The 25113-nt window shown below is 62.3% G+C and carries 23 protein-coding genes; 19 read left to right on the forward strand and 4 right to left on the reverse strand.

Features of this window, described 5'->3' with window-relative positions:
* Window positions 1-4: 4 nt before the first annotated feature.
* A complete protein-coding gene (locus tag NKH91_RS10185) occupies window positions 5-1522 on the forward strand; it encodes a DegQ family serine endoprotease (RefSeq protein ID WP_023720807.1) in 1518 nt (505 codons plus the stop codon).
* 47 nt (window positions 1523-1569) lie between these two features.
* On the opposite strand, the gene NKH91_RS10190 is transcribed toward NKH91_RS10185, so the two are convergent.
* A complete protein-coding gene (locus NKH91_RS10190) occupies window positions 1570-2142 on the reverse strand; it encodes a GNAT family N-acetyltransferase (RefSeq protein WP_023720806.1) in 573 nt (190 codons plus the stop codon).
* On the reverse strand, window positions 2139-3026 hold the full coding sequence (serB, locus tag NKH91_RS10195) for a phosphoserine phosphatase SerB (RefSeq protein WP_352844465.1): 888 nt from the start codon (window positions 3024-3026) through the stop codon (window positions 2139-2141). Before serB ends, NKH91_RS10190 begins: the two co-directional genes overlap by 4 nt.
* On the opposite strand from serB, the gene miaA reads away from it, so the two are divergent.
* From miaA to NKH91_RS10210, 3 genes are all read left to right on the forward strand, one after another.
* Window positions 3016-3984: a tRNA (adenosine(37)-N6)-dimethylallyltransferase MiaA gene (gene miaA / locus NKH91_RS10200; RefSeq protein ID WP_023720805.1), complete on the forward strand. Its 969-nt coding sequence runs from the start codon at window positions 3016-3018 to the stop codon at window positions 3982-3984. The two genes, serB and miaA, sit on opposite strands and share 11 nt — an antisense overlap.
* A gap of 104 nt (window positions 3985-4088) precedes the next feature.
* Entirely contained in the window at window positions 4089-4883 is a 795-nt protein-coding gene (locus tag NKH91_RS10205; RefSeq protein WP_352844464.1) for a GGDEF domain-containing protein, read from the forward strand.
* Between the two features lie 129 nt (window positions 4884-5012).
* Entirely contained in the window at window positions 5013-5399 is a 387-nt protein-coding gene (locus tag NKH91_RS10210; RefSeq protein WP_352844463.1) for an ester cyclase, read from the forward strand.
* Window positions 5400-5443: 44 nt separating this feature from the next.
* Here the strand turns inward: NKH91_RS10210 and NKH91_RS10215 are convergent, their stop codons facing one another.
* Window positions 5444-7273, reverse strand: coding sequence for an ATP-binding protein (locus NKH91_RS10215; RefSeq protein ID WP_352844462.1), 1830 nt, complete (start codon window positions 7271-7273; stop codon window positions 5444-5446).
* A gap of 151 nt (window positions 7274-7424) precedes the next feature.
* Here NKH91_RS10215 and NKH91_RS10220 point away from each other — a divergent pair, with 151 nt between their 5' ends.
* The 12 genes from NKH91_RS10220 (at window position 7425) to NKH91_RS10275 (ending at window position 19737) form a co-directional block, all read left to right on the forward strand.
* Window positions 7425-7991, forward strand: a complete 567-nt coding sequence (locus NKH91_RS10220; RefSeq protein WP_352788450.1) for a helix-turn-helix domain-containing protein — start codon at window positions 7425-7427, stop codon at window positions 7989-7991.
* 4 nt (window positions 7992-7995) lie between these two features.
* A complete protein-coding gene (locus NKH91_RS10225; protein WP_352547049.1) occupies window positions 7996-8304 on the forward strand; it encodes a hypothetical protein in 309 nt (102 codons plus the stop codon).
* A 61-nt stretch (window positions 8305-8365) separates the two neighbouring features.
* On the forward strand, window positions 8366-8890 hold the full coding sequence (locus NKH91_RS10230; protein ID WP_352788447.1) for a GNAT family N-acetyltransferase: 525 nt from the start codon (window positions 8366-8368) through the stop codon (window positions 8888-8890).
* A 233-nt stretch (window positions 8891-9123) separates the two neighbouring features.
* Window positions 9124-10920: an acetolactate synthase 3 large subunit gene (locus NKH91_RS10235; protein WP_352884617.1), complete on the forward strand. Its 1797-nt coding sequence runs from the start codon at window positions 9124-9126 to the stop codon at window positions 10918-10920.
* Window positions 10921-10986: 66 nt separating this feature from the next.
* Window positions 10987-11559 carry an acetolactate synthase small subunit gene (ilvN, locus tag NKH91_RS10240; protein WP_023676680.1) on the forward strand — a complete coding sequence of 191 codons (573 nt, stop codon included), beginning with the start codon at window positions 10987-10989 and terminating at the stop codon, window positions 11557-11559.
* A 60-nt stretch (window positions 11560-11619) separates the two neighbouring features.
* The gene (locus NKH91_RS10245) at window positions 11620-12216 is read left to right on the forward strand and encodes a LysE family translocator (protein ID WP_352844459.1); all 597 of its coding nucleotides are present in this window, start codon (window positions 11620-11622) and stop codon (window positions 12214-12216) included.
* Window positions 12217-12384: 168 nt separating this feature from the next.
* On the forward strand, window positions 12385-13638 hold the full coding sequence (locus NKH91_RS10250) for an efflux RND transporter periplasmic adaptor subunit (RefSeq protein WP_352844458.1): 1254 nt from the start codon (window positions 12385-12387) through the stop codon (window positions 13636-13638).
* Complete coding sequence (locus NKH91_RS10255) at window positions 13635-16793, forward strand: efflux RND transporter permease subunit (protein WP_352844457.1); 3159 nt, start codon at window positions 13635-13637, stop codon at window positions 16791-16793. Before NKH91_RS10250 ends, NKH91_RS10255 begins: the two co-directional genes overlap by 4 nt.
* Window positions 16794-16849: 56 nt before the next feature.
* Window positions 16850-17455: a nitrile hydratase subunit alpha gene (nthA, locus tag NKH91_RS10260; RefSeq protein ID WP_352844456.1), complete on the forward strand. Its 606-nt coding sequence runs from the start codon at window positions 16850-16852 to the stop codon at window positions 17453-17455.
* Window positions 17452-18111 (forward strand): nitrile hydratase subunit beta, encoded by a 660-nt coding sequence (gene nthB / locus NKH91_RS10265; RefSeq protein ID WP_352844455.1) that lies wholly within the window; start codon window positions 17452-17454, stop codon window positions 18109-18111. Before nthA ends, nthB begins: the two co-directional genes overlap by 4 nt.
* Window positions 18080-18463 carry a nitrile hydratase accessory protein gene (locus NKH91_RS10270; protein ID WP_502898980.1) on the forward strand — a complete coding sequence of 128 codons (384 nt, stop codon included), beginning with the start codon at window positions 18080-18082 and terminating at the stop codon, window positions 18461-18463. Before nthB ends, NKH91_RS10270 begins: the two co-directional genes overlap by 32 nt.
* 146 nt (window positions 18464-18609) lie before the next feature.
* A complete protein-coding gene (locus tag NKH91_RS10275) occupies window positions 18610-19737 on the forward strand; it encodes an ATP-dependent DNA helicase (RefSeq protein WP_352844453.1) in 1128 nt (375 codons plus the stop codon).
* A gap of 10 nt (window positions 19738-19747) precedes the next feature.
* Here NKH91_RS10275 and NKH91_RS10280 read toward each other — a convergent pair whose 3' ends face one another.
* Window positions 19748-20152, reverse strand: a complete 405-nt coding sequence (locus NKH91_RS10280; protein ID WP_023720790.1) for a SpoIIAA family protein — start codon at window positions 20150-20152, stop codon at window positions 19748-19750.
* Between the two features lie 114 nt (window positions 20153-20266).
* Here NKH91_RS10280 and NKH91_RS10285 point away from each other — a divergent pair, with 114 nt between their 5' ends.
* The 3 genes from NKH91_RS10285 to NKH91_RS10295 all read left to right on the forward strand — a co-directional run bounded on the left by NKH91_RS10285 (window position 20267) and on the right by NKH91_RS10295 (window position 25095).
* On the forward strand, window positions 20267-21007 hold the full coding sequence (locus tag NKH91_RS10285; RefSeq protein WP_352589610.1) for a pyridoxine 5'-phosphate synthase: 741 nt from the start codon (window positions 20267-20269) through the stop codon (window positions 21005-21007).
* Window positions 21008-21103: 96 nt separating this feature from the next.
* Window positions 21104-23017, forward strand: coding sequence for a potassium transporter Kup (locus NKH91_RS10290; protein WP_352495184.1), 1914 nt, complete (start codon window positions 21104-21106; stop codon window positions 23015-23017).
* A gap of 158 nt (window positions 23018-23175) precedes the next feature.
* Window positions 23176-25095, forward strand: a complete 1920-nt coding sequence (locus NKH91_RS10295; protein ID WP_352495185.1) for a potassium transporter Kup — start codon at window positions 23176-23178, stop codon at window positions 25093-25095.
* Window positions 25096-25113: the final 18 nt, after the last annotated feature.

Below are 25113 nucleotides of genomic sequence, written 5' to 3' on the forward strand. Positions count from 1 at the left end.
TTCGATGACATCCACTACCCTTCTGCGTGCAGCGAGGCGGACGTTCATCGCCGGGGCCGCTGCGCTTCTGGTCGGCGCAGTTGCCGTTCCGTCGTTCGTGACGCCGACAGTGGCAGCCGACGGGCCACCCTCGGTTGCCGATCTCGCCGCCGGCCTGCTCGGCGCGGTGGTCAACATCTCGACTTCGCAGACGGTGAAGGGCACGGAGGGTCCGGGCGCCGTGCCGATGCCGCAGCTCCCGGAAGGCTCACCCTTCCAGGACTTCTTCGACGATTTCTTCAAGAACCGTGGCGGCGACAAGGGCGGCGGCGGGCAAAAGGTGCAGTCGCTGGGCTCCGGCTTTGTGGTCGACGCCGAGCAGGGCATCGTGGTGACCAACAACCACGTCATTGCCGATGCCGACGACATCGAGGTGAATTTCTCCGACGGGGTGACGCTCAAGGCGACGCTGGTCGGCACCGACACCAAGACCGACGTCGCGGTGCTGAAGGTCGATCCGAAAGGGCACAAGTTGACAGCGGTGAAGTTCGGCGATTCCAACACGATGCGTGTCGGCGACTGGGTGATGGCGATCGGCAATCCGTTCGGTCTCGGCGGCACGGTGACGGTCGGCATCGTCTCGGCGCGCAATCGCGACATCAATTCCGGCCCGTATGACGACTTCATCCAGACCGATGCCGCGATCAACCGCGGCAATTCCGGTGGACCGCTGTTCAACAGCAGCGGCGAGGTCATCGGCATCAACACGGCAATCATCTCGCCGTCGGGAGGCTCGATCGGCATCGGCTTCTCCATTCCGTCGCAGCTCGCCTCGGGCGTAGTCGACCAGCTTCGCCAGTTCGGCGAGACGCGGCGCGGCTGGCTCGGTGTGCGCATCCAGCCGGTGACCGACGACATTGCCGAAAGCCTGGGCATGGCGACCGCCAAGGGCGCGCTGGTTGCCGGCGTCATCAAGGGCGGACCGGTCGACAACGGCACCATCCAGGCCGGCGACGTCATCATCAAGTTCGACGGCAAGGACATCCATGAAATGCGCGACCTGCCGCGCGTCGTGGCGGAAAGCCCGGTCGGCAAGGCGGTCGACGTGATCATCGTGCGCAAGGGGGTCGAGCAGACCGTGAAGGTGACGCTCGGCCGACTCGAGGACGGCGAAAAGCTTGCCAGCGGCGGTGAAAACGGCAACACCGACCAGGACGATGCCGACAAGGCGCCTGCCGTTTCGACGGCTGCCGTGCTTGGCATGACGATCGGCGAGCTCAACGACGAGACGCGCACGAAATTCGGCATCGCCGCCGACGTCTCCGGCGTCGTCGTGACCGACGTCACCAAGGATTCAGCCGCTGCCGAACGCGGCATCCAGCCGGGCGAGGTGATCACCGAGATCGCGCAGGAATCGGTCGCCACGCCCAAGGACGTCATGGACCGGATCGGCGCGCTGAAGGAGCAAGGGCGCAAGAACGCGCTTTTGATGCTGGCGTCGAAGACCGGCGAGCTGAGGTTTGTGACAATCCGGATGGATTGAGTCCGGAAGAGCCTGTAACACTCTGATCTTGAAAAGAAAAAGGGCGGCTAGCGGGCCGCCCTTTTTCTTGCTTGCCAGTCTGTGCGTGACAGCCTGTAGAAGACATGTCGCCTGAGTGCGGTGTGGCTGTCCGGGACACCGGGATGGTCGAAGTCGGAGGCCGGGTCGGCGATCATGTTCAGGCGCTCCATGACGGCAGTGGACCGGCTGTTATCCTTGACGGCGAAGGACACGATTTCGTGGAGGCCAAGTCTTTCAAAGCCATAGGTGAGCCAGGCTTCGGCTGCTTCGGTGACATAGCCGCGGCCCCAGAATTCGGGTGCCAGCCGCCAGCCGATCTCGATCGTGCCGGGCGGCAGGAAGGGCAAATGATCGGTTCGGGTTATGCCGACGAAGCCGATGCATTCACCTGTGGCTGTGATCTCAGCGGCCGCGAAGCCGAAGCCGTTGCGATCGATAGCGGCGCGCAACTCCTCCATCTTGGCGTCAGCCTGGGCGCGGTCGCGGCGAAACGGAAAGAATTCCATGACGCGCTCGTCGGAATTGATGCGATGGAAGAGCTCGCGGTCACGATCTTCCCAGTTGCGCAGGATCAGGCGCTCGGTGCGGATCGGCGTCATTCGACAAATTCTTTCCGGCGATAACCCTGCAGATAAAGCAAGGCGGTGAGGTCGCCGTGGTCGATGCGGATCTTTGCCTCGGCTGCCACGGCCGGCTTGGCGTGCAAGGCGACGCCGATGCCGGCAAGACGGATCATGTCGAGATCGTTGGCGCCATCACCCACGGCAATGGCATCGGCAGGCGTCAGGCCGAGGCGGGCGGAAATCTCGATAAGGGCTTCGGCCTTGGCGGCGCGGCCGAGGATCGGCTCGGCGACCAAGCCTGTGAAGCGGCGATCCTGCTCGATCAGCCGGTTGGCGCGATTTTCGTGAAAACCGAGCAATGCTGCGATGCGGGTGGTGAAGATGTCGAAACCACCGGAAATCAGCGCCGTCCAGGCGCCGTTGGCCGCCATTGTTTGGACGAGCGTGCGACCGCCGGAGGCAAGCGTCAGGCGATTGTCGATGATGCGGTCGATGATTGCGGCATCGAGACCCTTAAGCAGCGCCACGCGCTCGCGCAAGGCCGGCTCGAATGCGATCTCACCGTTCATCGATCGCGCCGTGATGGCGGCGACGCGATCCTTGACGCCGATCTCGTCGGCAAGCTCGTCGATGCATTCCTGCTCGATCATCGTCGAATCCATGTCGGCGATCAGGACCTTCTTGCGCCTGTTCTCAGCCGGTTGGACGGCCACGTCGATGGGTTCGGAAGCAAGCGCGGCATGCAGGCGGGCCGTTATTTCGGAAGCTTCGGCGGTCTCTGGCAAATCGAGCTCGCAGGCGATGCCTTCGGCCAGCCAGCGAACAGCGCTTGCGCCGACCAACCGCGAGGCCATATTCGCTAGCGTCGGCGTCAATGCGCGGCGGGCGGGATGGGATAGAAGCGTGGCGATCAGCGGCATCGAAAATTCCAGCAGACAGGCGGGCGAAGGTCGCGTGAAGAACGCGATCCTGATAGCCGGGCCGACCGCCAGCGGCAAGTCGGCACTCGCACTCGACCTCGCCGAGCGCAATGGCGGTGTCATCGTCAACACCGATTCCATGCAAGGCTATTCGGTGCTCGACGTGCTGACGGCGCGGCCTGGTCCTGCCGAACTCGCCCGCGTCCCCCACTTTCTTTATGGACACGTCGATCCGTCCACCGCCTATTCCACCGGCGCCTGGTTGCGTGATGTCATGAAGCTGATCGACGACGGCACGCTTTCGGCGCGGCAAGTGATTTTCGTCGGCGGCACCGGGCTTTATTTCCGGGCACTCACGGAAGGTATTTCGGAGATGCCCGACATTCCGCAGTCGATCCGCGAGCGCTGGCGCTACGAGCTCCAGGAACAGGGCGCGGTGAGATTGCACCGCATCCTGTTGCGCGAGGATTCTGCGGCCGGCATGGTGCTGAAGCCGACGGATGGCCAGCGCATCGTGCGGGCGCTGGAGGTGCTCGACGCGTCGGGCCGTTCCATCCTGGACTGGCAGGCCGCGCGTGGCCAGCCGTTGATCGACAGAAGCAGCGCGCGCTTTTTCGTCATCGAGCCGGAGCGGGCGGCGCTGGTGGAGCGGATCGATGCCCGCTTCGACCGCATGCTGGACAAGGGGGCATTGGACGAGGTGAAGCAGCTTTCAGTGCTCGGCCTCGATCCCGACCTGCCGGCGATGAAGGCAATCGGTGTTCGCGAGCTTCAGGCCGCGCTGGCCGGCGCCATCAGTTTTCCCGAGGCTATCGAGCGTGCGAAGATCGCGACGCGGCAATATGCAAAGCGGCAGGCGACCTGGTTCAGGCACCAATTGGGTCCGGAATGGCACAGGTTGCGTCCCGGTGAGGGGATCAACTGGGTGATCTCACCCCCTCCTTCGAGCGCAACCTGAAAAGTCGACATCGAAGGGACATTTCGCGTTGAAGTTGTCCAGGTTAACTGTCCGTAAGCTCCCGCATGCCATAAGATCGATAGGAACTTTTCAACGGGGAGCAGATGCGTTTCCACAAGGCGGAATCAGCGTTTTTCGTCTTTATTTTTGTGATCCTGGCCGCCGGCCTGGTGACGCTTTACGCCTATGGACTCCTGCAAACCCTGGCGGCCGACATTAGCAATACGCCTTCGGAACTCGATGAAATCGTCTATCTCAACAAGCTGCTGTTTGCGATCGGCGTGCTGCTGGCGACTGCGCTGTTCTTCGGCATTTTCTTCATCTATCCGCTGATCCGAAAGCAGGCGACGGAAGAAGGCAAGCTGCGCGCGATGACAGTTTCACTCAGTGCGCGCTCGGAGACGCTGGAGCACGCGGCGCTGACCGACAGCCTCACCGGCATGCAGAATCGGCGCTATTTCGACGATGCGCTGAAAGAATATCTCGAGGAGTTTCGCCGCATCGAAAAACCAGTCGGGCTGATGATCCTCGATCTCGATCACTTCAAGCAGGTCAACGACAGCCACGGCCACGATGTCGGCGACGAGGTGTTGCGGGCCGTCGCCAACTGTCTCAAGGACATGACACGCTATCACGACGTGGTGGCGCGCCTGGGCGGCGAGGAGTTCGCGGTGGTCACGCCCAATATGGACGCCGAGCTGCTATCCAAATTCGCCGAGCGCATCCGCAAGGCGATCGCCAGCATGTCGGTGCTGACAGGCAATGTCCGACTGAAAATCACCACCAGCGTCGGGCTTGCCGTCTGGGACCGCAAGGAAACCGCCGAGGAGTTCTATCGCCGCGCCGACCGCCAGCTCTATGAGGCAAAGAGGCAAGGCCGCAACCGCGTCTGCGCCTGAATCCCGTCATTAAATTCGTGATGCTGGCCGTCTAGTGCCGTTTTCTGTGCTTCCGGTGCTTGCAGACCGACGTCGCCAAATAAGCTGAGACGGCGCCTTGCAGGGCTTGTGGGAGATAGAGGTGTTGCCGTGATCAAATCCGACCTCTCCGATCTTTACCGAGGCTATATTGCATGTCTGAACAAGCAGGATTGGCCAAATCTGGGGCAGTTTGTTCATGATGAAGCGATCCACAACGGTCGGCCGCTCGGATTATCCGGGTACCTCGAAATGTTGGAGAGAGACTTCGATGAAATTCCGGACCTTTACTTCGACATTCGGCTATTGGTTGCCGATCCGCCTTATATAGCGAGCCGGCTAAGCTTCAACTGCACCCCAAGGGGAATGTTCCTTGGGCTCGATGTAAGCGGGAAGAGAATTTGGTTTACCGAGAACGTATTCTATGAGTTTCAGAGAGGGAAAATTCGCCAGGTATGGTCCGTTATAGACAAGGCAGCCATCGAAGTTCAGCTTTGATGGTTGCCGACGCACCGATGAGGTCTGCCTAAACGTCGCTCGGCTCAATCGTTCTGGGGACGCAGGCCGAAGGTCGCCGGCTTGAGGCCGTAGCGCAAGTCGAAATCCTCGTCCCGCTGGGTACGTACGGCCGGCGGTTTGCGATAGTCGGAATCGCCGGCCTGCCGGCCCGGATCAATGACTTCCGCGAACGCCATTGCCTGTTGTGGTCTAGGCACGTTGCGCAGCCGTTCGACGATCGCAACGAGGTCGACATCGTTGCCGGTTTCGGAGGGCAAGGCGTCCTCGCGCTTGGCCGTGCCGGGGATCAAATCCTCGGAGAGTTTTTCGAATTTCATCCGCATCGTCGTCGCCACGCCTTCTCCGAAGGCAATGGCCTCGCGCTGCCCCATGGAAGACAGGAACGCCAGCGTCGAAGCCGAGGAATCGGCGATCGCCGAGCGGATGATCGCCTGGTCCTGCTCATTGGCGAGCCGCATGGCGAAGAACGTCGAGCACTGCGACAGGATGGTCGGATCAAGCTCGCCCGGGCGCTGGGTGACGACGCCGAGATAACAGCCATATTTGCGGCCTTCCTTGGCGATGCGCGACAGCGCGTGCCGGGTCGGCGCGAAACCGAGGCGCGGATCGGCCGGCATATAGCGATGCGCTTCCTCGCACAGGAAGAGCAGCCGCAAGCGGCCTTCGCTCCACAACGCCAGGTCGAACGCCAGCCGCGCCAGCACCGAGCATACGGAATTGACCACCTCGGACGGCATACCGGCCATTTCGAAGCAGGTCACCGGGCGGCCGTGATGCGGCACGCGGAAAATGTTGCCGATCGTCTCGTGAATGGTGTCCTCGATCAGGCGCGAGTTGAACATGAAACGGTAGCGCGGATCGGATGCCGCCGATTCGATACGTGTCTTCAGTGACCTGAGGGTTGGACGATCGTTCTTGCTTTCCAGCAATCCCATGCGTTCGTCGACCAGTTTGATGAGGTCGGCAATGCGATAGGGTACCGGCGCGTCGGCGGTCAGCGCGTCGGTGCTGCGCCGCAGGTAGTTGCCGGTGTTCGGATTGCGATAGAGGTTCTTGGCCGCGGGAATGAGATCGCGCAAGGCGTCGACCTCTTCCGGCACCGTCTCGCGGCCGCGAAACAGCACCTCGGCGAATTCCTCGAGTTTGAACATCCAGAAAGGCAGGTCGAGCGTCGTCGAATCGACCCTAAAGCAATATTCGGGCAAGGACGCGGCGAACTCGTTGTGTGGATCCAGGATGAGCACGCGCAGGTCGGGCCGGGCGGCGATCGACTTGCGCAAGAGCAGCGAGACGGCGGTCGATTTGCCGACCCCGGTCGTGCCGACAATGGCGAAATGGCGCGCCAGCGTATCGTCGATGGCAATATTGGCGTCGATGGCCTCGTCCTGCGACAGCGTGCCGATGGTAATCGAATGACGCCCGGCGAGATCGTAGACGGCCTGTAGGTCGCGGCTGCGGATACGATGGGCAATGGCGCCGATATGCGGATAGGTCGTGATGCCGCGGTCGAATACCGGCTTGGCGCCGGGTTCGGCGCCGTCGCGCACCTCGCCAATCAATTCGATGCTGACCTCGATCGGATTCTGGCCCTCGCTGCTCCAGGCACGATCCGACTTGCCGATTTCGTAGACCAGTCCGACGGTTCGTGATGTACCGAGATTGATCGAGATCATCTTGCCGACGCTCCATAGGCCGGTGACCGTGCCTTCGATATCGTCGGCATAGGCGCTGATGGTGGCGCGCGCGCCATCGCATTGCACGACATTGCCCAGAATCCGCTTGTCGTTCTGCTCCGCCCTGCGGCGCTCCAGCAAAGTCGGTTCTCCAATGGAGGTTTCGCGTTCGACGAGCATGGACAGGCCGATCCCCTTTTCCCAAACAATGAGCCTAGGCGGATGGGGTTAAGGTGGGGTGAGGCCGGATGGTTTAGCGGACGTTAAGGGGTTTGCGAAAACTGGACGAAACGGCCGTTGCCCGAGCGCGGGATTTCGCTATAGTGGATGAATGGATAATATAGCGAACGATATCTCATCGACTATCGGCAGAAGGATACACGCCGAAAGGGTGGCTCGCAGCTGGTCCCTGGCGGATTTGGCGGAGCAGTCCGATGTCTCGAAAGCCATGCTGAGCACGATCGAGCGCGGCATGACGAGCCCGACGGCGGCACTCCTCGTGCGCATTGCGGCCGCGTTCGGCATGACGCTTTCCACTTTGATCGCAAGGGCGGAGTTGCAAGGCGGTGGCCTGCTTCGCGAACGTGACCAGCCGGTCTGGCGCGATCCGGCTACGGGTTATGTGCGGCGGCACCTTTCGCCGGTTTCGGACATGCCGCTCGAACTGATCCGGGTCAAACTGCCGGCGGGCGCCAAGGTGAGCTTCCCGGCGGCCTCCTATGCCTTCATCAGACAACAGATCTGGCTGATCTCCGGGCAGCTGGAATTCGTCGAGGGCGACATCGTTCACAGGCTCGAGCCCGGCGACTGCCTGGCGCTCGGCGCGCCATCCGATTGCGTCTTCCACGCTCCGGGGCCGGACGCCGCCGACTATCTGGTTGCGTTGGCCAGGAGCTGAGACGATGGCGCGCCGTCCGAAACGTTCCGACAATGGCGGTCCGCCGCTCGACGACTACGACGGTCCGCCTTGGGGCAAGGGAGACCCCTATATCTTTCTTGCCTGGCGGACCGCCCATGCCCAGGCATGGAAAGTGCCGAGCCGCGAGATCATGCTGATGCGGCTGGACAAGGCCGAGCGGCTAGGCCTGACCTATGAGGAATACACGCTCGAACTGCTGGAACGCGGGCGACATCTGCAAGAGGAAGACGCCGAGCGCATCGGAGAAATCCGCCGAGCCAGGAAGCGGAAGCGGACCAGTCATTTCGGCTGACGGTGCAGGCCATGCTGCCGCTCGATGCACTGCCGTTCCCGTTGCACACAGAGGAGACCACATGGATTCAATAGAAATCAACCTGCTCAGCAATACTGCCGGAACGAAAAAAATGCTGGTCGATTTGCTGATCGGCACGGTTGCCGCCGGCGGCTCGGTCAGCTTCATGCGTCCCTTGGCGCCGGAGATGGCTGCAGCCTTCTGGAACAAGTCGCTTCAGGCGGTCGCCAGAGGCGAAAGGGCGGTGCTCGGGGCCTGGAACGGCGAGGCTCTGATCGGCACCGTCACCGTGCTGCTCGACTGCCCTCCCAACCAGCCGCACCGGGCCGAGATCGCCAAGCTGATGACCCGCCTCAATTATCGCGGCAAGGGCGTCGCAACCCGCCTGATGGAGGCGGCGGAAGCCGTTGCCATGGAGAAAGGCCGCACGCTGTTGGTGCTGGACACGGCAAAAGAGGAGGGGGCTTCCGGCCTCTATGAAAAGCTCGGCTTCACGCTGGGCGGCGAAATACCAGATTATGCGCTGAAGCCGCATGGCGGGCTGACGGGCACCCTCATCTACTGGAAGCGCATTGGTACAGTCTGATATCCGGCCCGCGCACATTCGCCGTTGACAGCACCATCAAACCAATTCTATTGTCCGCGACCATGAAAACGGCACTCATTCTCGTAGGAAAGCGCGTGGGCAAGGCGGTGTAACCGCCAGGCGGTGACCTCCCATGCGCAAGACACAGGCTCCCTCGGGGGCCTTTTTTATTGCCCGAAACACGACTAAACGACCAGCAATCGCCCGATGGCGAACAGTACGGGACCAGACCGATGAGCAGTGGACAGAATGAGCGGCGCGAAACGCCAAGAACCGAGATGACTGGCGCCGAAATGGTGGTGCAGGCGCTGAAGGACAATGGCGTCAAGCATGTTTTCGGCTATCCGGGAGGCGCGGTTCTGCCAATCTACGATGAAATCTTCCAGCAGGACGAGGTCGAGCACATCCTCGTTCGCCACGAACAGGGCGCTGGCCACGCGGCGGAAGGCTATGCGCGCTCGACCGGCAAGGCCGGCGTCATGCTGGTGACCTCCGGGCCGGGCGCGACAAATGCGGTGACGCCATTGCAGGATGCGCTGATGGATTCGGTCCCGCTGGTCTGCCTGACCGGCCAGGTGCCGACCTCGCTGATCGGCTCGGATGCGTTCCAGGAGTGCGACACGGTCGGCATCACGCGGCCCTGCACCAAGCACAACTGGCTGGTGAAGGACGTCAACCAGCTCGCGGCAACGATTCACGAGGCCTTCCATGTGGCAACGACAGGGCGCCCCGGTCCGGTCGTCGTCGACATCCCTAAGGACGTTCAGTTCGCCAAGGGCATCTATGTTCCGCCGCAGACGGCGCCGCGCACCAGCTACCAGCCGAAGGTCCAGGGCGACCTGGAGAAGATCAAGGCGGCGGTCGAGCTGATGGCCGGCGCCAGGAAGCCGATCATCTATTCGGGCGGCGGCGTCATCAATTCCGGCCCGGAGGCGAGCCATCTGCTGCGCGAGCTGGTCGACCTGACCGGCTTCCCGATCACCTCGACGCTGATGGGCCTTGGCGCCTATCCGGCGTCGGGCAAGAACTGGATGGGCATGCTCGGCATGCACGGCACCTACGAAGCGAACATGGCGATGCACGATTGCGACGTCATGCTCTGCATCGGCGCGCGCTTCGACGACCGCATCACCGGGCGGCTGACAGCGTTTTCGCCGAATTCGAAGAAGATCCACATCGACATCGACCCGTCTTCGATCAACAAGAACGTCCATACCGACGTGCCGATCATCGGCGATGTCGGCCGTGTGCTGGAGGATCTTGTGCGACTGTGGCGGGCAACCGCCAAGGCCGACAAGAAGGCGCTTCACCCGTGGTGGGAGCAGATCGCCAAATGGCGCGCGCGCGATTCACTCGCCTACAAGATGAACCATGAGGTGATCATGCCGCAATATGCCGTCCAGCGGCTTTATGCGCTGACCAAAGACCTCGACACCTACATCACCACCGAGGTCGGCCAGCACCAGATGTGGGCGGCGCAGCACTATCATTTCGAGAAGCCGAACCGCTGGATGACCTCCGGCGGGCTGGGCACGATGGGCTACGGCCTGCCGGCCGCGCTCGGCGTGCAGATCGCGCACCCGGATGCGCTGGTCATCGATATCGCCGGCGACGCTTCGGTGCAGATGACGATGCAGGAGATGAGCGCGGCGGTACAGCACGAGGCGCCGATCAAGATCTTCATCCTCAACAACCAGTACATGGGCATGGTGCGGCAATGGCAGCAGCTGCTGCACGGCAACCGGCTGTCGCATTCCTATACCGAGGCGATGCCGGATTTCGTCAAGCTCGCCGAAGCCTATGGCGGCCACGGTATTCGCTGCGACAAGCCGGACGAGCTCGATGACGCCATCAAGGAGATGATCGCGGTCAAGAAGCCCGTCCTGTTCGATTGCCGCGTGGCGACGCTCGCCAACTGCTTCCCGATGATCCCGTCCGGCAAGGCGCATAACGAGATGCTGTTGCCTGACGAGGCGACCGACGAAGCTGTCGCCAACGCGATCGACGCCAAGGGCAGGGAACTGGTGTAGCCTGGTTCGAGAAAGCTGTGCGAAAACAGCAGATTAGCGTAAAAGTTTGAAATCGAGATTTATGTCATGAACGCACAGTTGCAACCGACCGGCTCCGCCTATTTCATCGCCAAGGAGACGGAAAAACCAGAGAACCACACGCTTTCGGTCCTGGTCGACAACGAGCCGGGCGTGCTTGCCCGGGTCATCGGCCTGTTCTCCGGACGTGGCTACAACATCGAGAGCCTGACGGTCTCGGAAACCGAGCACGAAAAGCACCTGTCGCGCATCACCATCGTGACGCGCGGCACGCCGCACGTGCTGGAGCAGATCAAGCACCAGCTTGAGCGCATCGTACCGGTGCACCGCGTCGTCGATCTCACCGTGCGGTCGCAGGAATTCGGACAGGAGCGGCCATTGGAGCGGGAACTCGCGCTCGTCAAGGTCGCCGGCACCGGCGAAGCCCGCGTCGAGGCGCTCAGGCTCGCCGATGCATTCCGCGCCAGCGTCATCGATGCCAACACCGAGCATTTCATCTTCGAGATTACCGGCAAGGGCTCCAAGCTTGATCAGTTCATCGCCATCATGAAGCCGCTCGGCCTGGTCGAAATCTGCCGTACCGGAGTGGCGGCGATGAACCGCGGCCCGCAAGGGATGTAGTCATCCAGCTTGGCTCTATCTCGTCGCTTTGCCACCGATCGCATTGAATAGGGGAACGGCATGACATTCGACGCATTCTTCGCCTTGCTGGTCTATGCCTTCGTGACCTCGATCACGCCGGGTCCGAACAATTTCATGCTTTTGGCCTCGGGTGTGAATTTCGGCTTGGTCAAGACCGTGCCACACATGCTCGGTATCGGCTTCGGCTTCCTCGTGCTGTTGCTTGCCGTAGGCTTCGGGCTTGGGGCCGTGTTGACGGCCTTTCCGGTGCTGCATACCGGGTTGAAGATCGCCGGCGGCCTCTACCTGCTTTATCTGGCCTGGAAGATCGCCATGTCGCGCTCGCTCGGCGGCGAAGGCGAGGCGAAGGGCCAGCCGATGCGCTTCATCGAGGCTGCGGCTTTCCAGTGGGTCAATCCTAAGGCCTGGGTGATGGCGATTACGGCCATGGCCGTCTATACCAATCCGGAACGCCCGTTTGTGTCCGTGGTGCTGATCGCGGCCGCTTTCGCCGTCGTCATGCTGCCGAGCATTTCGACTTGGGCCGGTTTCGGCATGGCGCTGCGCGGTTTTCTGGCTGATGCGGTGCGGCTCAAATGGTTCAACATCGCCATGGGCGTGATGCTTGCGGCGACGCTGTGGCCGATGCTGCTTTAGCTGCCGTTTTATTGTGCACTGCACATTAAATCTTCGTAATGACGACTTTTGGCCCTTTTTCGCCTTCGGCATCCTCTATTATCTGGCAAAAGCGCGGCAAGAGGCTGCGAGTTGAGCTAGACTGCGGCCACCGGATAGCGGCGTGTCGGATCGAGAGGCCTTTTGTCGATGCGCGGAAAGATCGTATTTGCGGTGATTGCTGCAGCCTGCGTTGCCGCGGCGGCGTGGCTTTATCATTCGCCCACCGCAATGAGCGGTCTTCAGCAGATGCTGTCGGCGAAGCAGACGACGGCGGCGGCGGACAAGCCCGCTGCAGCGGCAAATGCCGCGCGTTCGACTTCGGTGGTTGCCGCCACCGCCTCGACGGCCGATTTCCCGGTCCGGCGCTATGCCATCGGCTTTGTGTCCTCTCCCGCCGTGGTCAGCATCAACGCACGGGTCTCGAGCCAGATCGTCGCAATCGCGGTCAAGGACGGACAGATGGTGAAGGCCGGCGACCTTCTGTTCTCGCTGGACGATCGCTCGTTGAAGGCGCAACTGGCACGCGATCAGGCGACGCTCGCAAAAGACCAGGCGCTGCTTGCCAGCGCCACGGCCGATCTTCAGCGTGCCAAAAATCTCGTCGCCAGGCAGGCCGGAACACAGCAGACCTATGATCAGGCCGTCGCGGCGCAGAAATCCGCCGCGGCCACCGTCGACGCCGACAAGGCGACGATTGATGCGGACGAGGTCCAGCTTGGCTTTGCCACGATCAAAGCGCCGATTTCCGGCAGGCTTGGCGCGGTCAGCGTCGCGGTGGGCGACCTCGTCACCACCAGCAACGGCAGCAGCACGTCGACGCCGCTGGTGACGATCACGCAGGTCGACCCGCTGCAGGTGAACTTCAATCTTCCCGAAAGCGATCTTGCCTTACTGCACAAGGCGCTGGCGGCGCCGCAGCAAGGCGCGGTGACGCTGACCAAGGACGGCGACCCGAAGCCGATCGGCAAGGGAACGCTGGATTTCGTCGATTCCAGCGTGGACACGGCATCCGGCACGATCGCAACGCGGGCCAGTGTGCCCAACGCCGATCTTTCGCTGTGGCCGGGCCAATACGTCAATGTCGTGCTCGATGCCGGCATCATGCCGCAAATGACGTCCGTTCCGACGGTCGCCGTCCAGCCCAGCCAGAAGGGCCCGTTCGTCTATGTGATCAAGCCGGACAACACCGTTGAAATGCGGCCCGTGCAGGTCGCGCTGACAGAAGGCGCCAACACCGCGATCAGCCAAGGATTGAAAAGCGGCGAGCGTGTCGTCGTCGAAGGCCAGACCAAGCTGAAAAACGGCGCGGCGGTGCGCGAAGGCAAGGCCTCGAGCGGCACCGGCGACCAGGCGGCTCCGAAGGTCGCCGAGGCCGACAGGACGGGCGGAACACAGCCATGATTTCCGAATTCTGCATCCGCAGGCCCGTCGCCACGCTGCTCATGTCGTTCGCCTTGGTTCTGGGCGGGCTATTTGCTTACAAATTCCTGCCGGTCGCGGCGCTGCCAAGCGCGGAATTTCCGGTTGTCAATGTCTCGGCCTCGCTGCCTGGGGCCTCGCCGGAAACCATGGCGACCTCGGTGGCAACGCCGCTGATCAAGCAGTTTGCCACTATCGCCGGCATCGATTCGATCTCGACGACCAATTCGCTCGGCACGACCTCGATTGCCATTCAGTTCGTGCTCAACCGCGACATCGATGCAGCCGCCGCCGATGTGCAGGCGGCGATCGCACGCACGCAACGACAATTGCCGCCGGAGATGACCAGCCCGCCGAGCTATCGCAAGGTCAATCCAGCCGACGCGCCGATCCTGCTGATGTCGCTGGTCAGCGACACCATTCCGCTGACCGATCTCGATGCCTTTGCCGAGAATGTGATTTCGCCGTCGCTGTCGACGATCGACGGCGTTGCGCAGGTTTCGATCTACGGCCAGCAGAAATATGCCGTCCGCGTCCAGATCGATCCGACGGCGCTCGCCGCACGCGGCATCTCGATCGACCAGCTGCAGACGGCCATTGCCTCGGCCAACAGCAACACGCCGCTCGGCGTGCTCAAGAACAACAAACAGCAGTTGACCATCACGGCGAACACGCAGCTGACCAATGCGGCGGGATTCTCCAACATCATCATCGCCACCAAGAACGGCCATCCGGTGCGGCTCGGCGAGGTGACCCGCGTCATCGATTCGGTCGAGACCACGACGACGGCAAGCTGGTATGACGGCACCCGCGCCATCATCATGGCGGTGCAGCGTCAGCCGGATGCCAATACCGTCGATGTCGTCGACCGCGTCAAGGCGATGCTGCCTTCCTTCGAGGGTCAGATGCCGGCAGCTGCGAGCATCCAGTTGCTCAACGATCGCTCGACATCGATCCGCGAGGCGGTCGACGACGTGCAGTTCACGCTCCTGCTCACTATCGCGCTGGTGGTGATGGTGATCTTCCTGTTCCTGCGCCGGGTGACGGCGACGGTGATCCCGGCCGTGGCGGTGCCGATTTCGCTCATCGCCACTCTGGGCGTGATGTACCTGTTCGGCTTTTCCATCGACAACATCTCGCTGATGGGACTGACGCTGGCGGTCGGCCTTGTCGTCGACGACGCCATTGTCATGCTGGAAAATATCTTCCGGCATATGGAGGAGGATGGGCTCTCGGCAATGGAGGCGTCGCTCAAGGGCGCCCGCGAAATCGGCTTCACCATCATCTCGATCTCGATCTCGCTGGTCGCCGTGTTCATTCCCGTGCTTTTGATGGGCGGCGTGATCGGGCGCATCTTCAACGAGTTCGCGGTGGTGGTGACGGTCGCCATCCTGGCATCGATGTTCGTCTCGCTGACGCTGACGCCGATGCTGTGCTCGCGGCTATTGTCGTTATCGAAAGCCGAGCAGAAAGCAGCGCACGGTGAAGGCCATAGACAAAACGTCTTCATGCGGGGCTATGACCGGCTGCTGACATTCTGCCTGCGCCACAATTTCCTGGTTTTCCTTGTCTTCCTGGTAACCGCCGGGCTGTCGGTGTGGCTGATCCAGATATCGCCGAAGGGCTTCTTCCCGCAGGAGGATATCGGCCAGGTCTCGGTGACGACCATCGCGCGCCAGGACATTTCGTTCGACGCCATGGTGAAGCTGCAGGGGCAAGTGGCTGATGTCTTCACCCATTCGCCCTATGTCGCGCATGTCGGCTGGTCGGCGGGCAGCGGAAACAATGCGCTCAACCAGGGCCAGCTCTTTGTGCAGCTGAAGGACAAGGACCAGCGCCCCAACATCGACAAGGTGCTTTCGGATCTGCGGCGCCAGCTTGCCAATGTGCCCGGCATCGAAACCTACATGCAGCCGGTGCAGAACCTGCGGCTCGGCGCGCGTTCTTCGGCGAGTGCCTACCAGCTTGCCGTGCAGGGCCTCGATACCGGCCTGACGAACGTCTGGGCGCAAAGGCTGACGGACGCGATGGCCGCCGATCATGCCGCCTTCACCGACGTGACCAATGACCTGCAGAACAACGCGCTACAGGCGACGCTGGTGATCGACCGCGACAAGGCGGCGAACCTCGGCGTCGATACCGACACGCTGCGCTCCAGTCTCTATGGCGGTTTCGGCACCCAGCAGGTGTCGACCATCTTCGGCTCGGCCGACAGCTACGACGTGATCATGGAGCTCGACCCGAAGATCGAGTGGTCGCCCGAGCGGATGCTGGCCATCAAGGTGAGAACGGCGAGCGGCAGCCTGGTGCCGCTCGGTGCGTTCGCTCGCGTCGATCGGACCGCCGGTGCTTTGACCGTCAACCAGCTCGGCCAGCTTCCGGCTGTGACCATCTCCTACAATCTGCCGCAGGGCGTGGCCCTCGGCGACAGCGTGAGCCACATCAACGCGCTGAAGGACAAGATCGGCATGCCGCCGACGATCTCGACCGCCTTCTCGGGCACGGCGAAGACGTTCCAGGATTCGCTTTCCAACCAGGGGCTGCTGATCGGCGGCGCGATCCTGACCATCTATATCGTGCTCGGCATGCTCTATGAGAGCTTCATCCATCCGCTCACCATCCTGACCGGGCTTCCATCGGCGGTGCTCGGCGCGCTGGTGGCGTTGCGGCTGGCGGGGATGGATCTGTCGGTGATCGCGGTGATCGGCATCCTGATGCTGATCGGCATCGTCAAGAAGAACGGCATCATGATGATCGACGTGGCGCTCGAGCTCAGGCGCGAGGGAATGTCGCCTGTCGAATCCATCCACAAGGCCTGCCTTATGCGCTTCCGGCCGATCATGATGACCACGCTTGCCGCGCTGATGGGTACCATCCCGATCGCGCTCGGCACCGGCGCCAGCGCGGAACTGCGCCAGCCTCTCGGTGTGGCGGTGGTCGGCGGCCTCGTCGCCTCGCAGGCACTGACGCTGTTCGTCACCCCAGTCATCTACGTTTACATGGAGCATTTTTCCGGCTGGCTGGTCAGGCTGTGGACGCGGCGCCGGGGCGAGCCGAGTCCGGTCGAGGCGGTCGACCAGCCGTCGCTGTTTAACGACGAGGAAGAACCGGTGCCGCAGAAGGCGGCAGCTGAATAGCGCTGGCCCAAGCCGTGGTGCTTGCGGCCGGGTGTCCGCGATCGTAATTTGACGCCATGCAGCATAATCACGACCACGACAACGAGTTCGATCCGTTCGCGGCGCGGGTGCGCGCGCTGGAGACAATTCTCACCCGCAAGGGGCTGATCGATCCAGCGGCGATCGACGTTATCGTCGACACCTACGAGACCAAGATCGGCCCGCGCAACGGGGCAAAGGTGGTGGCGAAGGCCTGGGTTGATCCCGGGTTTGCCGCATGGCTGAAGCGTGATGCGACGGCGGCCATCGAATCGCTCGGCTACACCGGCCGGCAAGGCGAGCACATGCAGGCGGTGTTCAACACGGCCGACACGCACAACCTCGTCGTCTGCACACTATGCTCCTGCTATCCGTGGTCGGTGCTCGGCCTGCCGCCGGTCTGGTACAAGGCGCCGCCCTACCGTTCGCGCGCGGTGATCGATCCGCGCGGTGTGCTCGAGGAATTTGGGCTGAGCTTGCCGGCAACGACAACAATCCGGGTGTGGGATTCGACCGCCGAGCTGCGCTATCTGGTGGTGCCGATGCGGCCCAGGGACACAGAGGGCTGGGATGAGGCGCGGCTCGCCGATCTGGTGACGCGCGATGCCATGATCGGCACGGCGCTGGCGCGGGAACCGGCATGAACGGGCCGCAGGATCTCGGCGGCCAGATGGGTTTCGGGCCGGTCGCGCCTGAACAGGACGAACCCTATTTCCATGCCGATTGGGAAAGGCGGGCGCTGGGCGTGACGTTGTGCGCCGGCGCCATGGGCGCCTGGAACATCGACGAGAGCCGGCACGCGCGGGAATCGCTGCACCCGGCCGACTACTATGCGTCGAGTTATTACGAAATCTGGATCAAGGCGCTGGAGGTGTTACTCAAACGCCATGGTTTCGTCAGCGACCGCGATCTGGCCAGGGGCGATGCGGTCGACCCGGTAGCGACACCCAAGCGGGTCCTGAAGGCGCAAGACGTTTCGGCGGTGCTGGCCAAGGGCGGGCCTTGCGACCGGTCGGTCGCCGCCTTGCCGCGATTCAAGGCAGGCGACCTCGTGCGAACCAGGAACTTTCATCCGACCGGCCACACCAGGCTGCCGCGTTACGCGCGCGGCAAGCGAGGCGTCATCGAGGCCATGCGTGACGGCTTTGTCTTTCCCGACACCAATGCTCACGGTCAGGGCGAAAACCCGCAATGGGTCTATACGGTGGCTTTCACCGGCAGCGAAATCTGGGGCGAGGGCGCCGACCCGAAACTTGTCGTGTCCATCGATGCCTGGGAGAGCTACCTTGAACCGGCGTGAGACGGGCTCAGCCGCCACCGCGCTGCCCGCCGGTGTCGAGGCGCCAGTCTTCGCCCAGCCGTGGCAAGCAGAGGCCTTCGCCATGACGGTGGCGCTACACGACAACGGGCTGTTTTCGTGGAGCGAATGGGCGGACGCCTTGTCGGCCGAGGTGAAGCGGCCGGGCGCCGCGCGCGACGGTCATGACTATTACGAGCACTGGCTGGCCGCGCTAGAAAAGCTGCTTTCGGCCAAAGGCGTTGCCGGTAGGAGCGACGTCGACAGCCTTGCTGCTGCCTGGGAACGGGCCGCGCATGCTACGCCGCATGGCAAGCCGATCCTGCTGGAGAACGATCCACAGCGGGCTGGGTAAGCTGTCGTCGCCCGGCGTTGTTCTCTTTACGTTCCTCTTCGTCGCTGATAGCCTGGCCCTGTCGCAGCAGCGTAATTGCAGGCGATGAAGTTGATGGTGACGGCAGTCACCTTGTCTTTCCCTCGCGAATCCGGTCTGTCGCGCTGATGGAATTTTCTCCTCAACAGGACGAGGCGCTGAAGGCGGTGGCCGGCTGGCTGAAAGCCGGCAAGCCGCAGCTGTTCCGGCTGTTCGGCTATGCCGGCACCGGCAAGACGACGCTGGCGCGCTATTTCGCCGAGCATGTCGACGGCCAGGTGCAGTTCGCCGCCTTTACCGGCAAGGCGGCGCAGGTGCTGCGTTCCAAGGGCGCGGTCAATGCCCGCACCATCCATTCGCTGATCTACCGGCCGAAAGGCGAGGAATCGGTAGCGGACGAGGTGACCGGCAAAACCTCGATGTCGCCGACCTTTTCGCTCAACCGGCAGAGCCCGATCTCGCGGGCCAAGCTCGTCGTCATCGACGAATGCTCGATGGTCGACGAGCAGCTTGGCCGCGATCTGATGAGCTTCGGCACGCCGATCCTGGTGCTCGGCGATCCCGGCCAGTTGCCGCCGATCTCCGGCGGCGGCTTCTTCACCGAGCACGAACCGGACATTCTGCTCACCGAAATCCACCGCCAGGCGCGCGACAACCCGATCATCAGGCTGGCGCTCGATGTGCGCGAGGGCCGCGAGTTCATGCGCGGCGACTATGGCGCGGCGCAAGTGATCGGCAAGGAAGACGTCACCCAGGAATTGGTGCTGAAGGCGGACCAGGTGCTGGTCGGCACCAACCGCACGCGCCGTCGCTATAATCAGCGGCTGCGCGAGCTGAAGGGGTTCAACGCCGATTATCCGCAAGCCGGCGACAAGCTGGTCTGCCTGCGCAACGATCCAGCCAAGGGGCTGCTCAACGGCTCGCTGTGGAAGGTGATGACCTCGTCGCGCGAGACGGTCAAGCCCGGCATCAATCTGCTGGTCTCGCCGGAGGAAGACGATCCGGATCGCGGCGTCGCCAAGATCAAACTGCTCAAGGCGGCGTTCGAAGATCCGGACGCCGACATTCCCTGGCAGCAGAAGAAGCGCTTCGATGATTTCGATTATGGCTACGCACTGACCGTGCACAAGGCGCAGGGGTCGCAGTGGAACGAGATCGTGCTTTTCGACGAAAGCTGGGCATTCAAGGAAACCCGGCAGCGTTGGCTTTACACCGCCATCACGCGCGCGGCCGAACGGCTGACGATCGTCCGATAGGGCGGCCGTATCAGCGCTGGGCGATCGGTCTGGCGCCAAGCCATTCCCAGGCGGCGGTTTCGTCCTTAGCCTCGAAATGCCGGAGTTCGATAGGCAAAGAGGCTGGCAAGAAGGCTCTTGCCTCCGCTATCCAGTTCGGCTCACCGACCGCCGCGCAGCGGCCGATATGCTCCACCGCGTGAGCTATGCCCTGTTCGATCGTCTCGTCCGATACGTCGGTCCAGTCGACACCCTCATGATCGATCAGGCGCACCAGCACGTCGATTTTCGTGTGCAGCGCGTAGGCTGCCTCCAGCAATCCGAACAGGTTTTCGGCATCAGCCGCTGCGACATGGCCGACGACATCGATGGCGAAGAGGTCTTCGCGATCGGTATCGATGCGGCGGATCGCCGGCACGGCATCGAGAAAATTCAACAGGAAACTCCTTGCGCTCGATTTTCTTCGTTCCCCTGGAACACCTGAAACCCTCTGTCTGTTCCCCTTAAAGGCGCTATAGATGCGCGCCGAGATCAGCCTGGAACCGTGCAAATGCCTGCAAAGCTTTCCGTCAACCTCAATGCCATCGCCATGCTGCGCAACCGGCGGGACCTGCCGTGGCCAAGCGTGACGGGGCTCGGACGCATCGCCCTTGCCGCCGGTGCGCATGGGCTGACGGTGCACCCGCGACCCGACGAGCGGCACACCAGGCATTCCGATCTGCCTGAGATCAGGGCGCTGATCGACGACGAGTTCCCGAGTGCGGAATTCAACATCGAGGGCTATCCGACCGAGGAGTTCCTGGCGCTTGTGGAAAAGCATCAGCCGGAACAGGTGACGCTGGTGCCCGACGACCCGGTGCAGGCGACTTCCGACCATGGCTGGAACTTCGCCGCCGGGGCTGCGTTCCTGACACCGGTCGTCAAGCGCCTGAAGAAGGGAGGCTTTCGCGTATCGCTGTTTTCCGATCCGGACCCCGATGGCGTGAATGCCGCTCGCGACACCGGTGCCGACCGGATCGAACTCTATACGGGTCCATACGGCAGCTATCATTCCGATTCGGCAAAGGCGGCGAAGGAATTGGAGAAATTGGGAAAGACGGCGGATGCCGCTCTTGCTGCAGGGCTCCAGGTCAATGCCGGGCACGACCTTGTGGTCAGCAATTTGCCGGCACTGGCCAGGCGCATCCCGGCATTGGCCGAAGTGTCGATCGGACATGGGTTGACAGCCGATGCGTTGGAGTATGGCATGGCCGCAACGGTCAGGCGGTTTCTGAAGGCTTGTGGCTGGTAGAGAGAGGCGAGCCGATAGGCCGTGCGTTCCCGGCATGGCAGCGCGTCCTTTCCACCCCGCAGCATAGAGCACCGCACGTCTATGGGAGTGTCGTCCATGGCCCTTGCCCACGCCGGTAGCGAGGCAGAACCCATCGAGCAATCCAGCCACTCCACCGTCGAGCAGCACAGCACCAAGGTGCTGATGCTGGGCGCGCTGGGCGTGGTTTACGGCGATATCGGCACCAGCCCAATCTATGCATTTCGGGAAGCGCTGCACGCATCGTCGGGACCGGTAGCGCGCAACGACGTCCTTGGCGTGCTGTCGCTTATCGTCTGGGCGCTGACGATCATCGTCACGATAAAGTACGTCGCTTTCGTTCTCAGAGCCGACAACAAGGGCGAGGGCGGCACGCTGTCGCTGATGTCGCTTGCGCGCAGCGCTTATCCCAATGGAGCCAAGCTCATCCTGGGGATCGGGCTGTGCGGCGCGGCGCTGTTTTTCGGCGACGCCATTATAACGCCGGCCATCTCCGTGCTTTCGGCGGTCGAAGGCCTGGAAGTGGTGACCCCGACGCTGGAAACCTATGTGGTTCCGATCACGCTGGTCATCCTGGCAATGCTTTTTGCCGTGCAACGCTTTGGCACCGGCAGGGTGGCGGCCGTGTTCGGACCGGTGACGGCAGTGTGGTTCCTGGCGATCGGCGCCGCCGGGGTCTACCATCTGCTGGACGACCCGTCGGTCCTGCTGGCGATCAATCCCTATTACGCGGTCGCTTATCTGGCCAATACGCCCACCGGTGCCTTCGTCACGGTCGGGGCGGTGTTCCTGGCGGTCACCGGGGCCGAAGCCCTCTATGTCGACCTCGGTCATTTCGGGCGCAGGCCGATCGTGCTGGCATGGTTTTCCGTGGTGTTCCCTTGTCTGCTCCTCAACTATTTCGGACAAGGCGCGTTCGTTCTGGCCAACGGCGGCAAACCCACCAATCCATTCTTCCAGATGCTGCCTGATTGGGCGCTGATGCCCATGGTTGGGCTGGCCACGGCAGCGACCGTGATCGCCAGTCAGGCGGTGATCTCCGGCGCTTTCTCGCTGACCCGCCAGGCGGTGCAGCTCAATCTGCTTCCGCGCATCGAGGTGCAGCATACGTCCGAAATGCAATCCGGCCAGATCTACATGCCGCGCGTCAATCTGGTGGTTGCGCTGGGCGTGATGTTGCTGGTGGTCGGCTTTGGCGGTTCGAGTTCGCTGGCTTCCGCCTATGGCATTTCGGTGACTGGCGAAATGCTGATGACAACCATCCTGCTGTTTGTCGTGATGCGGTTCCGGTGGAAATGGCAGCTTGCACTGGCGGCGGCGCTCACACTGCTGTTTGGCACGATCGATACCGGATTTTTCCTCGCAAACATCGTCAAGATCCTCGAAGGCGGGTGGGTCTCGATAACAGTCGCTTGCGCCATGGGGCTGATCATGTCCACATGGATCCGCGGCACCCGCTATTTGTTCGACAAAACCCGCCGGAACGAGATTCCGCTGGATTTCCTTGCCGGCAATCTGCTGAAGAAGAAGCCGCATCTGGTGTCGGGCACCGCAGTGTTCCTGACCAGCGATCCGCTGAGCGCGCCGACCGCGCTGATGCACAGCCTCAAGCACTACAAGGTGCTGCACGAGCAGAATGTCATCCTTTCGGTGGTGACGGCACCGCAGCCGGTTGTGCCCGACAGCGAGCGCGTCAAGATGGAGACGGTCAACGAACTGTTCATGCGGGTGACGCTGACCTTCGGCTATATGGAGCAGCCCAACATCCCGCGTGCGCTGGCGATCTGCCGCAAGCAGGGCTGGAAGTTCGACATCATGACGACATCCTTCTTCCTGTCGCGGCGCTCGCTCAAGGCCTCGCCCAATTCCGGCATGCCGGTCTGGCAGGACAAGCTGTTCATCGGCCTGGCGCGCTCGGCGGCTGATGCGACGGAATATTTCCAGATCCCGACCGGACGCGTCGTCGAGATCGGGACGCAGGTGGCTATTTGAAAACGTGTCCGTTGCGACATTCCAGGTAGTCTGCCGATGGGACTGAGTCTGCCAAGTCGTGGAGGACTCGCAATATCGGGACGGAGCCATTACGTGACGGCACTTGATATTGCAGCGCAGCAAGCGTAGAGCACCGCCCGCTTATCGGAGTGTCGTCCATGGCCCTTACCAATGCTGGTAACGAGGCAGAACTTGTCGAACAATCGAGCCATTCTGAGGTCGAGCAGCACAGCACCAAGGTGCTGATGCTGGGCGCACTCGGTGTGGTTTACGGCGATATCGGCACCAGCCCGATCTATGCCTTCCGAGAGGCGTTGCATGCATCAGCCGGTGGCAACGTCGCCAACCGTGGCGACATCCTGGGCGTACTCTCGCTGATCATCTGGTCGCTGACGATCACCGTCACCATCAAATACATCATGTTCGTGCTTCGTGCCGACAATCGCGGCGAGGGCGGGGTGCTGTCGCTGATGGCGCTGGCGCGCAACAGTTTCCCGACCCGCTCGGCGGTGATCCTCGGCATCGGCATCGTCGGCGCGGCGCTTTTTTTCGGCGACGCAGTCATTACGCCGGCGATCTCGGTGCTGTCGGCGGTCGAAGGCATGAATGTCGTCACGCCGACATTCCAACCCTATGTGGTGCCGCTGACGCTGGCCATCCTGGCGATCGTGTTTGCGGTACAGCGGTTCGGCACCGGCGGCGTAGGATTGGTGTTCGGGCCAGTCACGGCGCTATGGTTCCTGGCCATCGGCCTTTCCGGCATTAACCACATCATCGCCGATCCGGAAATTCTGCTGGCAATCAGCCCGCATTACATCGTGTCGTTCCTGGTCAACTCGCCCGACGTCGCCTTCGTCACGGTTGGTGCGGTCTTCCTCGCCGTTACCGGCGCCGAGGCGCTCTATGCCGATCTCGGCCATTTCGGCCGCAAGCCGATCGTGCTCGCCTGGCTGGCAATCGTGTTCCCTTGTCTGTTGCTCAACTATGTCGGGCAAGGCGCCTTCGTGCTGGCAAATGGCGGCGTTGTCGGTCATCCATTCTTCGAGATGAACCAGGGCTGGACGCTTATTCCGATGGTCGTGCTGGCGACGGCGGCGACCGTGATCGCCAGCCAGGCGGTGATCTCCGGCGCTTTTTCGCTGACCAGACAGGCGGTGCAGCTCAATATGCTGCCGCGCTTCGTCATCCAGCACACGTCGGAAAAACAGTCGGGCCAGATCTATCTGCCGCGCATCAACCTGATGCTGGCGCTGGTGGTGATGTTGCTGGTGGTCGGCTTCGGCGAATCCAGCCGCCTGGCCTCGGCCTACGGTATTTCGGTGACCGGCAACATGCTGGTGACGAACATACTGCTTTTTGTTGTAATGACGCGCATCTGGAAATGGCCGCTCGGCGTCGCGGTCGCCCTGATGGCGGTGTTCGCCTTCGTCGATACCGGCTTCTTTGCAGCCAACATAGTCAAGGTGTTTGAAGGGGGCTGGTCCTCGCTTGCCATTGCCGCGGTTATTGTGCTGACCATGTGGACCTGGATCCGCGGCACCCGCTATTTGTTCGAAAAGACCCGCCGGAACGAGATTCCGCTCGATTTCCTTGCCGGCAATCTGCTGAAGAAGAAGCCGCATCTGGTGTCGGGCACCGCAGTGTTCCTGACCAGCGATCCGCTGAGCGCGCCGACCGCGCTGATGCACAGCCTCAAGCACTACAAGGTGCTGCACGAGCAGAATGTCATCCTTTCGGTGGTGACGGCACCGCAGCCGGTTGTGCCCGACAGCGAGCGCGTCAAGATGGAGACGGTCAACGAACTGTTCATGCGGGTGACGCTGACCTTCGGCTACATGGAGCAGCCCAATATCCCGCGCGCGCTGGCGATCTGCCGCAAGCAGGGCTGGAAGTTCGACATCATGACGACATCCTTCTTCCTGTCGCGGCGCTCGCTCAAGGCATCGCCCAATTCCGGCATGCCGGTCTGGCAGGACAAGCTGTTCATCGGGCTGGCGCGCTCGGCGGCCGATGCGACGGAATATTTCCAGATCCCGACCGGACGCGTCGTCGAGATCGGGACGCAGGTGGCTATCTAAACAAACGGCCGTGCCCCT

Origin of the sequence: Mesorhizobium sp. M0894, from assembly GCF_040319725.1 — a bacterium.
Classification (GTDB): Bacteria; Pseudomonadota; Alphaproteobacteria; order Rhizobiales; family Rhizobiaceae; genus Mesorhizobium.

Excerpts from the sequence above, each read along its gene's own strand:
- NKH91_RS10185 (WP_023720807.1), top strand. The coding sequence starts at position 5 with ATGACATCCACTACCCTTCTGCGTGCAGCGAGGCGGACGTTCATCGCC.
- NKH91_RS10295 (WP_352495185.1), top strand. The coding sequence starts at position 23,176 with ATGGCCCTTACCAATGCTGGTAACGAGGCAGAACTTGTCGAACAATCG.
- NKH91_RS10250 (WP_352844458.1), top strand. The coding sequence starts at position 12,385 with ATGCGCGGAAAGATCGTATTTGCGGTGATTGCTGCAGCCTGCGTTGCC.
- serB (WP_352844465.1), bottom strand. The coding sequence starts at position 3,026 with ATGCCGCTGATCGCCACGCTTCTATCCCATCCCGCCCGCCGCGCATTG.
- NKH91_RS10205 (WP_352844464.1), top strand. The coding sequence starts at position 4,089 with ATGCGTTTCCACAAGGCGGAATCAGCGTTTTTCGTCTTTATTTTTGTG.
- NKH91_RS10255 (WP_352844457.1), top strand. The coding sequence starts at position 13,635 with ATGATTTCCGAATTCTGCATCCGCAGGCCCGTCGCCACGCTGCTCATG.
- NKH91_RS10285 (WP_352589610.1), top strand. The coding sequence starts at position 20,267 with ATGCCTGCAAAGCTTTCCGTCAACCTCAATGCCATCGCCATGCTGCGC.
- NKH91_RS10190 (WP_023720806.1), bottom strand. The coding sequence starts at position 2,142 with ATGACGCCGATCCGCACCGAGCGCCTGATCCTGCGCAACTGGGAAGAT.
- NKH91_RS10230 (WP_352788447.1), top strand. The coding sequence starts at position 8,366 with ATGGATTCAATAGAAATCAACCTGCTCAGCAATACTGCCGGAACGAAA.
- NKH91_RS10270 (WP_502898980.1), top strand. The coding sequence starts at position 18,080 with ATGCCTGGGAGAGCTACCTTGAACCGGCGTGAGACGGGCTCAGCCGCC.
- NKH91_RS10275 (WP_352844453.1), top strand. The coding sequence starts at position 18,610 with ATGGAATTTTCTCCTCAACAGGACGAGGCGCTGAAGGCGGTGGCCGGC.
- NKH91_RS10225 (WP_352547049.1), top strand. The coding sequence starts at position 7,996 with ATGGCGCGCCGTCCGAAACGTTCCGACAATGGCGGTCCGCCGCTCGAC.
- NKH91_RS10235 (WP_352884617.1), top strand. The coding sequence starts at position 9,124 with ATGAGCAGTGGACAGAATGAGCGGCGCGAAACGCCAAGAACCGAGATG.
- NKH91_RS10220 (WP_352788450.1), top strand. The coding sequence starts at position 7,425 with ATGGATAATATAGCGAACGATATCTCATCGACTATCGGCAGAAGGATA.
- nthB (WP_352844455.1), top strand. The coding sequence starts at position 17,452 with ATGAACGGGCCGCAGGATCTCGGCGGCCAGATGGGTTTCGGGCCGGTC.
- NKH91_RS10215 (WP_352844462.1), bottom strand. The coding sequence starts at position 7,273 with ATGCTCGTCGAACGCGAAACCTCCATTGGAGAACCGACTTTGCTGGAG.
- nthA (WP_352844456.1), top strand. The coding sequence starts at position 16,850 with ATGCAGCATAATCACGACCACGACAACGAGTTCGATCCGTTCGCGGCG.
- NKH91_RS10245 (WP_352844459.1), top strand. The coding sequence starts at position 11,620 with ATGACATTCGACGCATTCTTCGCCTTGCTGGTCTATGCCTTCGTGACC.
- NKH91_RS10290 (WP_352495184.1), top strand. The coding sequence starts at position 21,104 with ATGGCCCTTGCCCACGCCGGTAGCGAGGCAGAACCCATCGAGCAATCC.
- ilvN (WP_023676680.1), top strand. The coding sequence starts at position 10,987 with ATGAACGCACAGTTGCAACCGACCGGCTCCGCCTATTTCATCGCCAAG.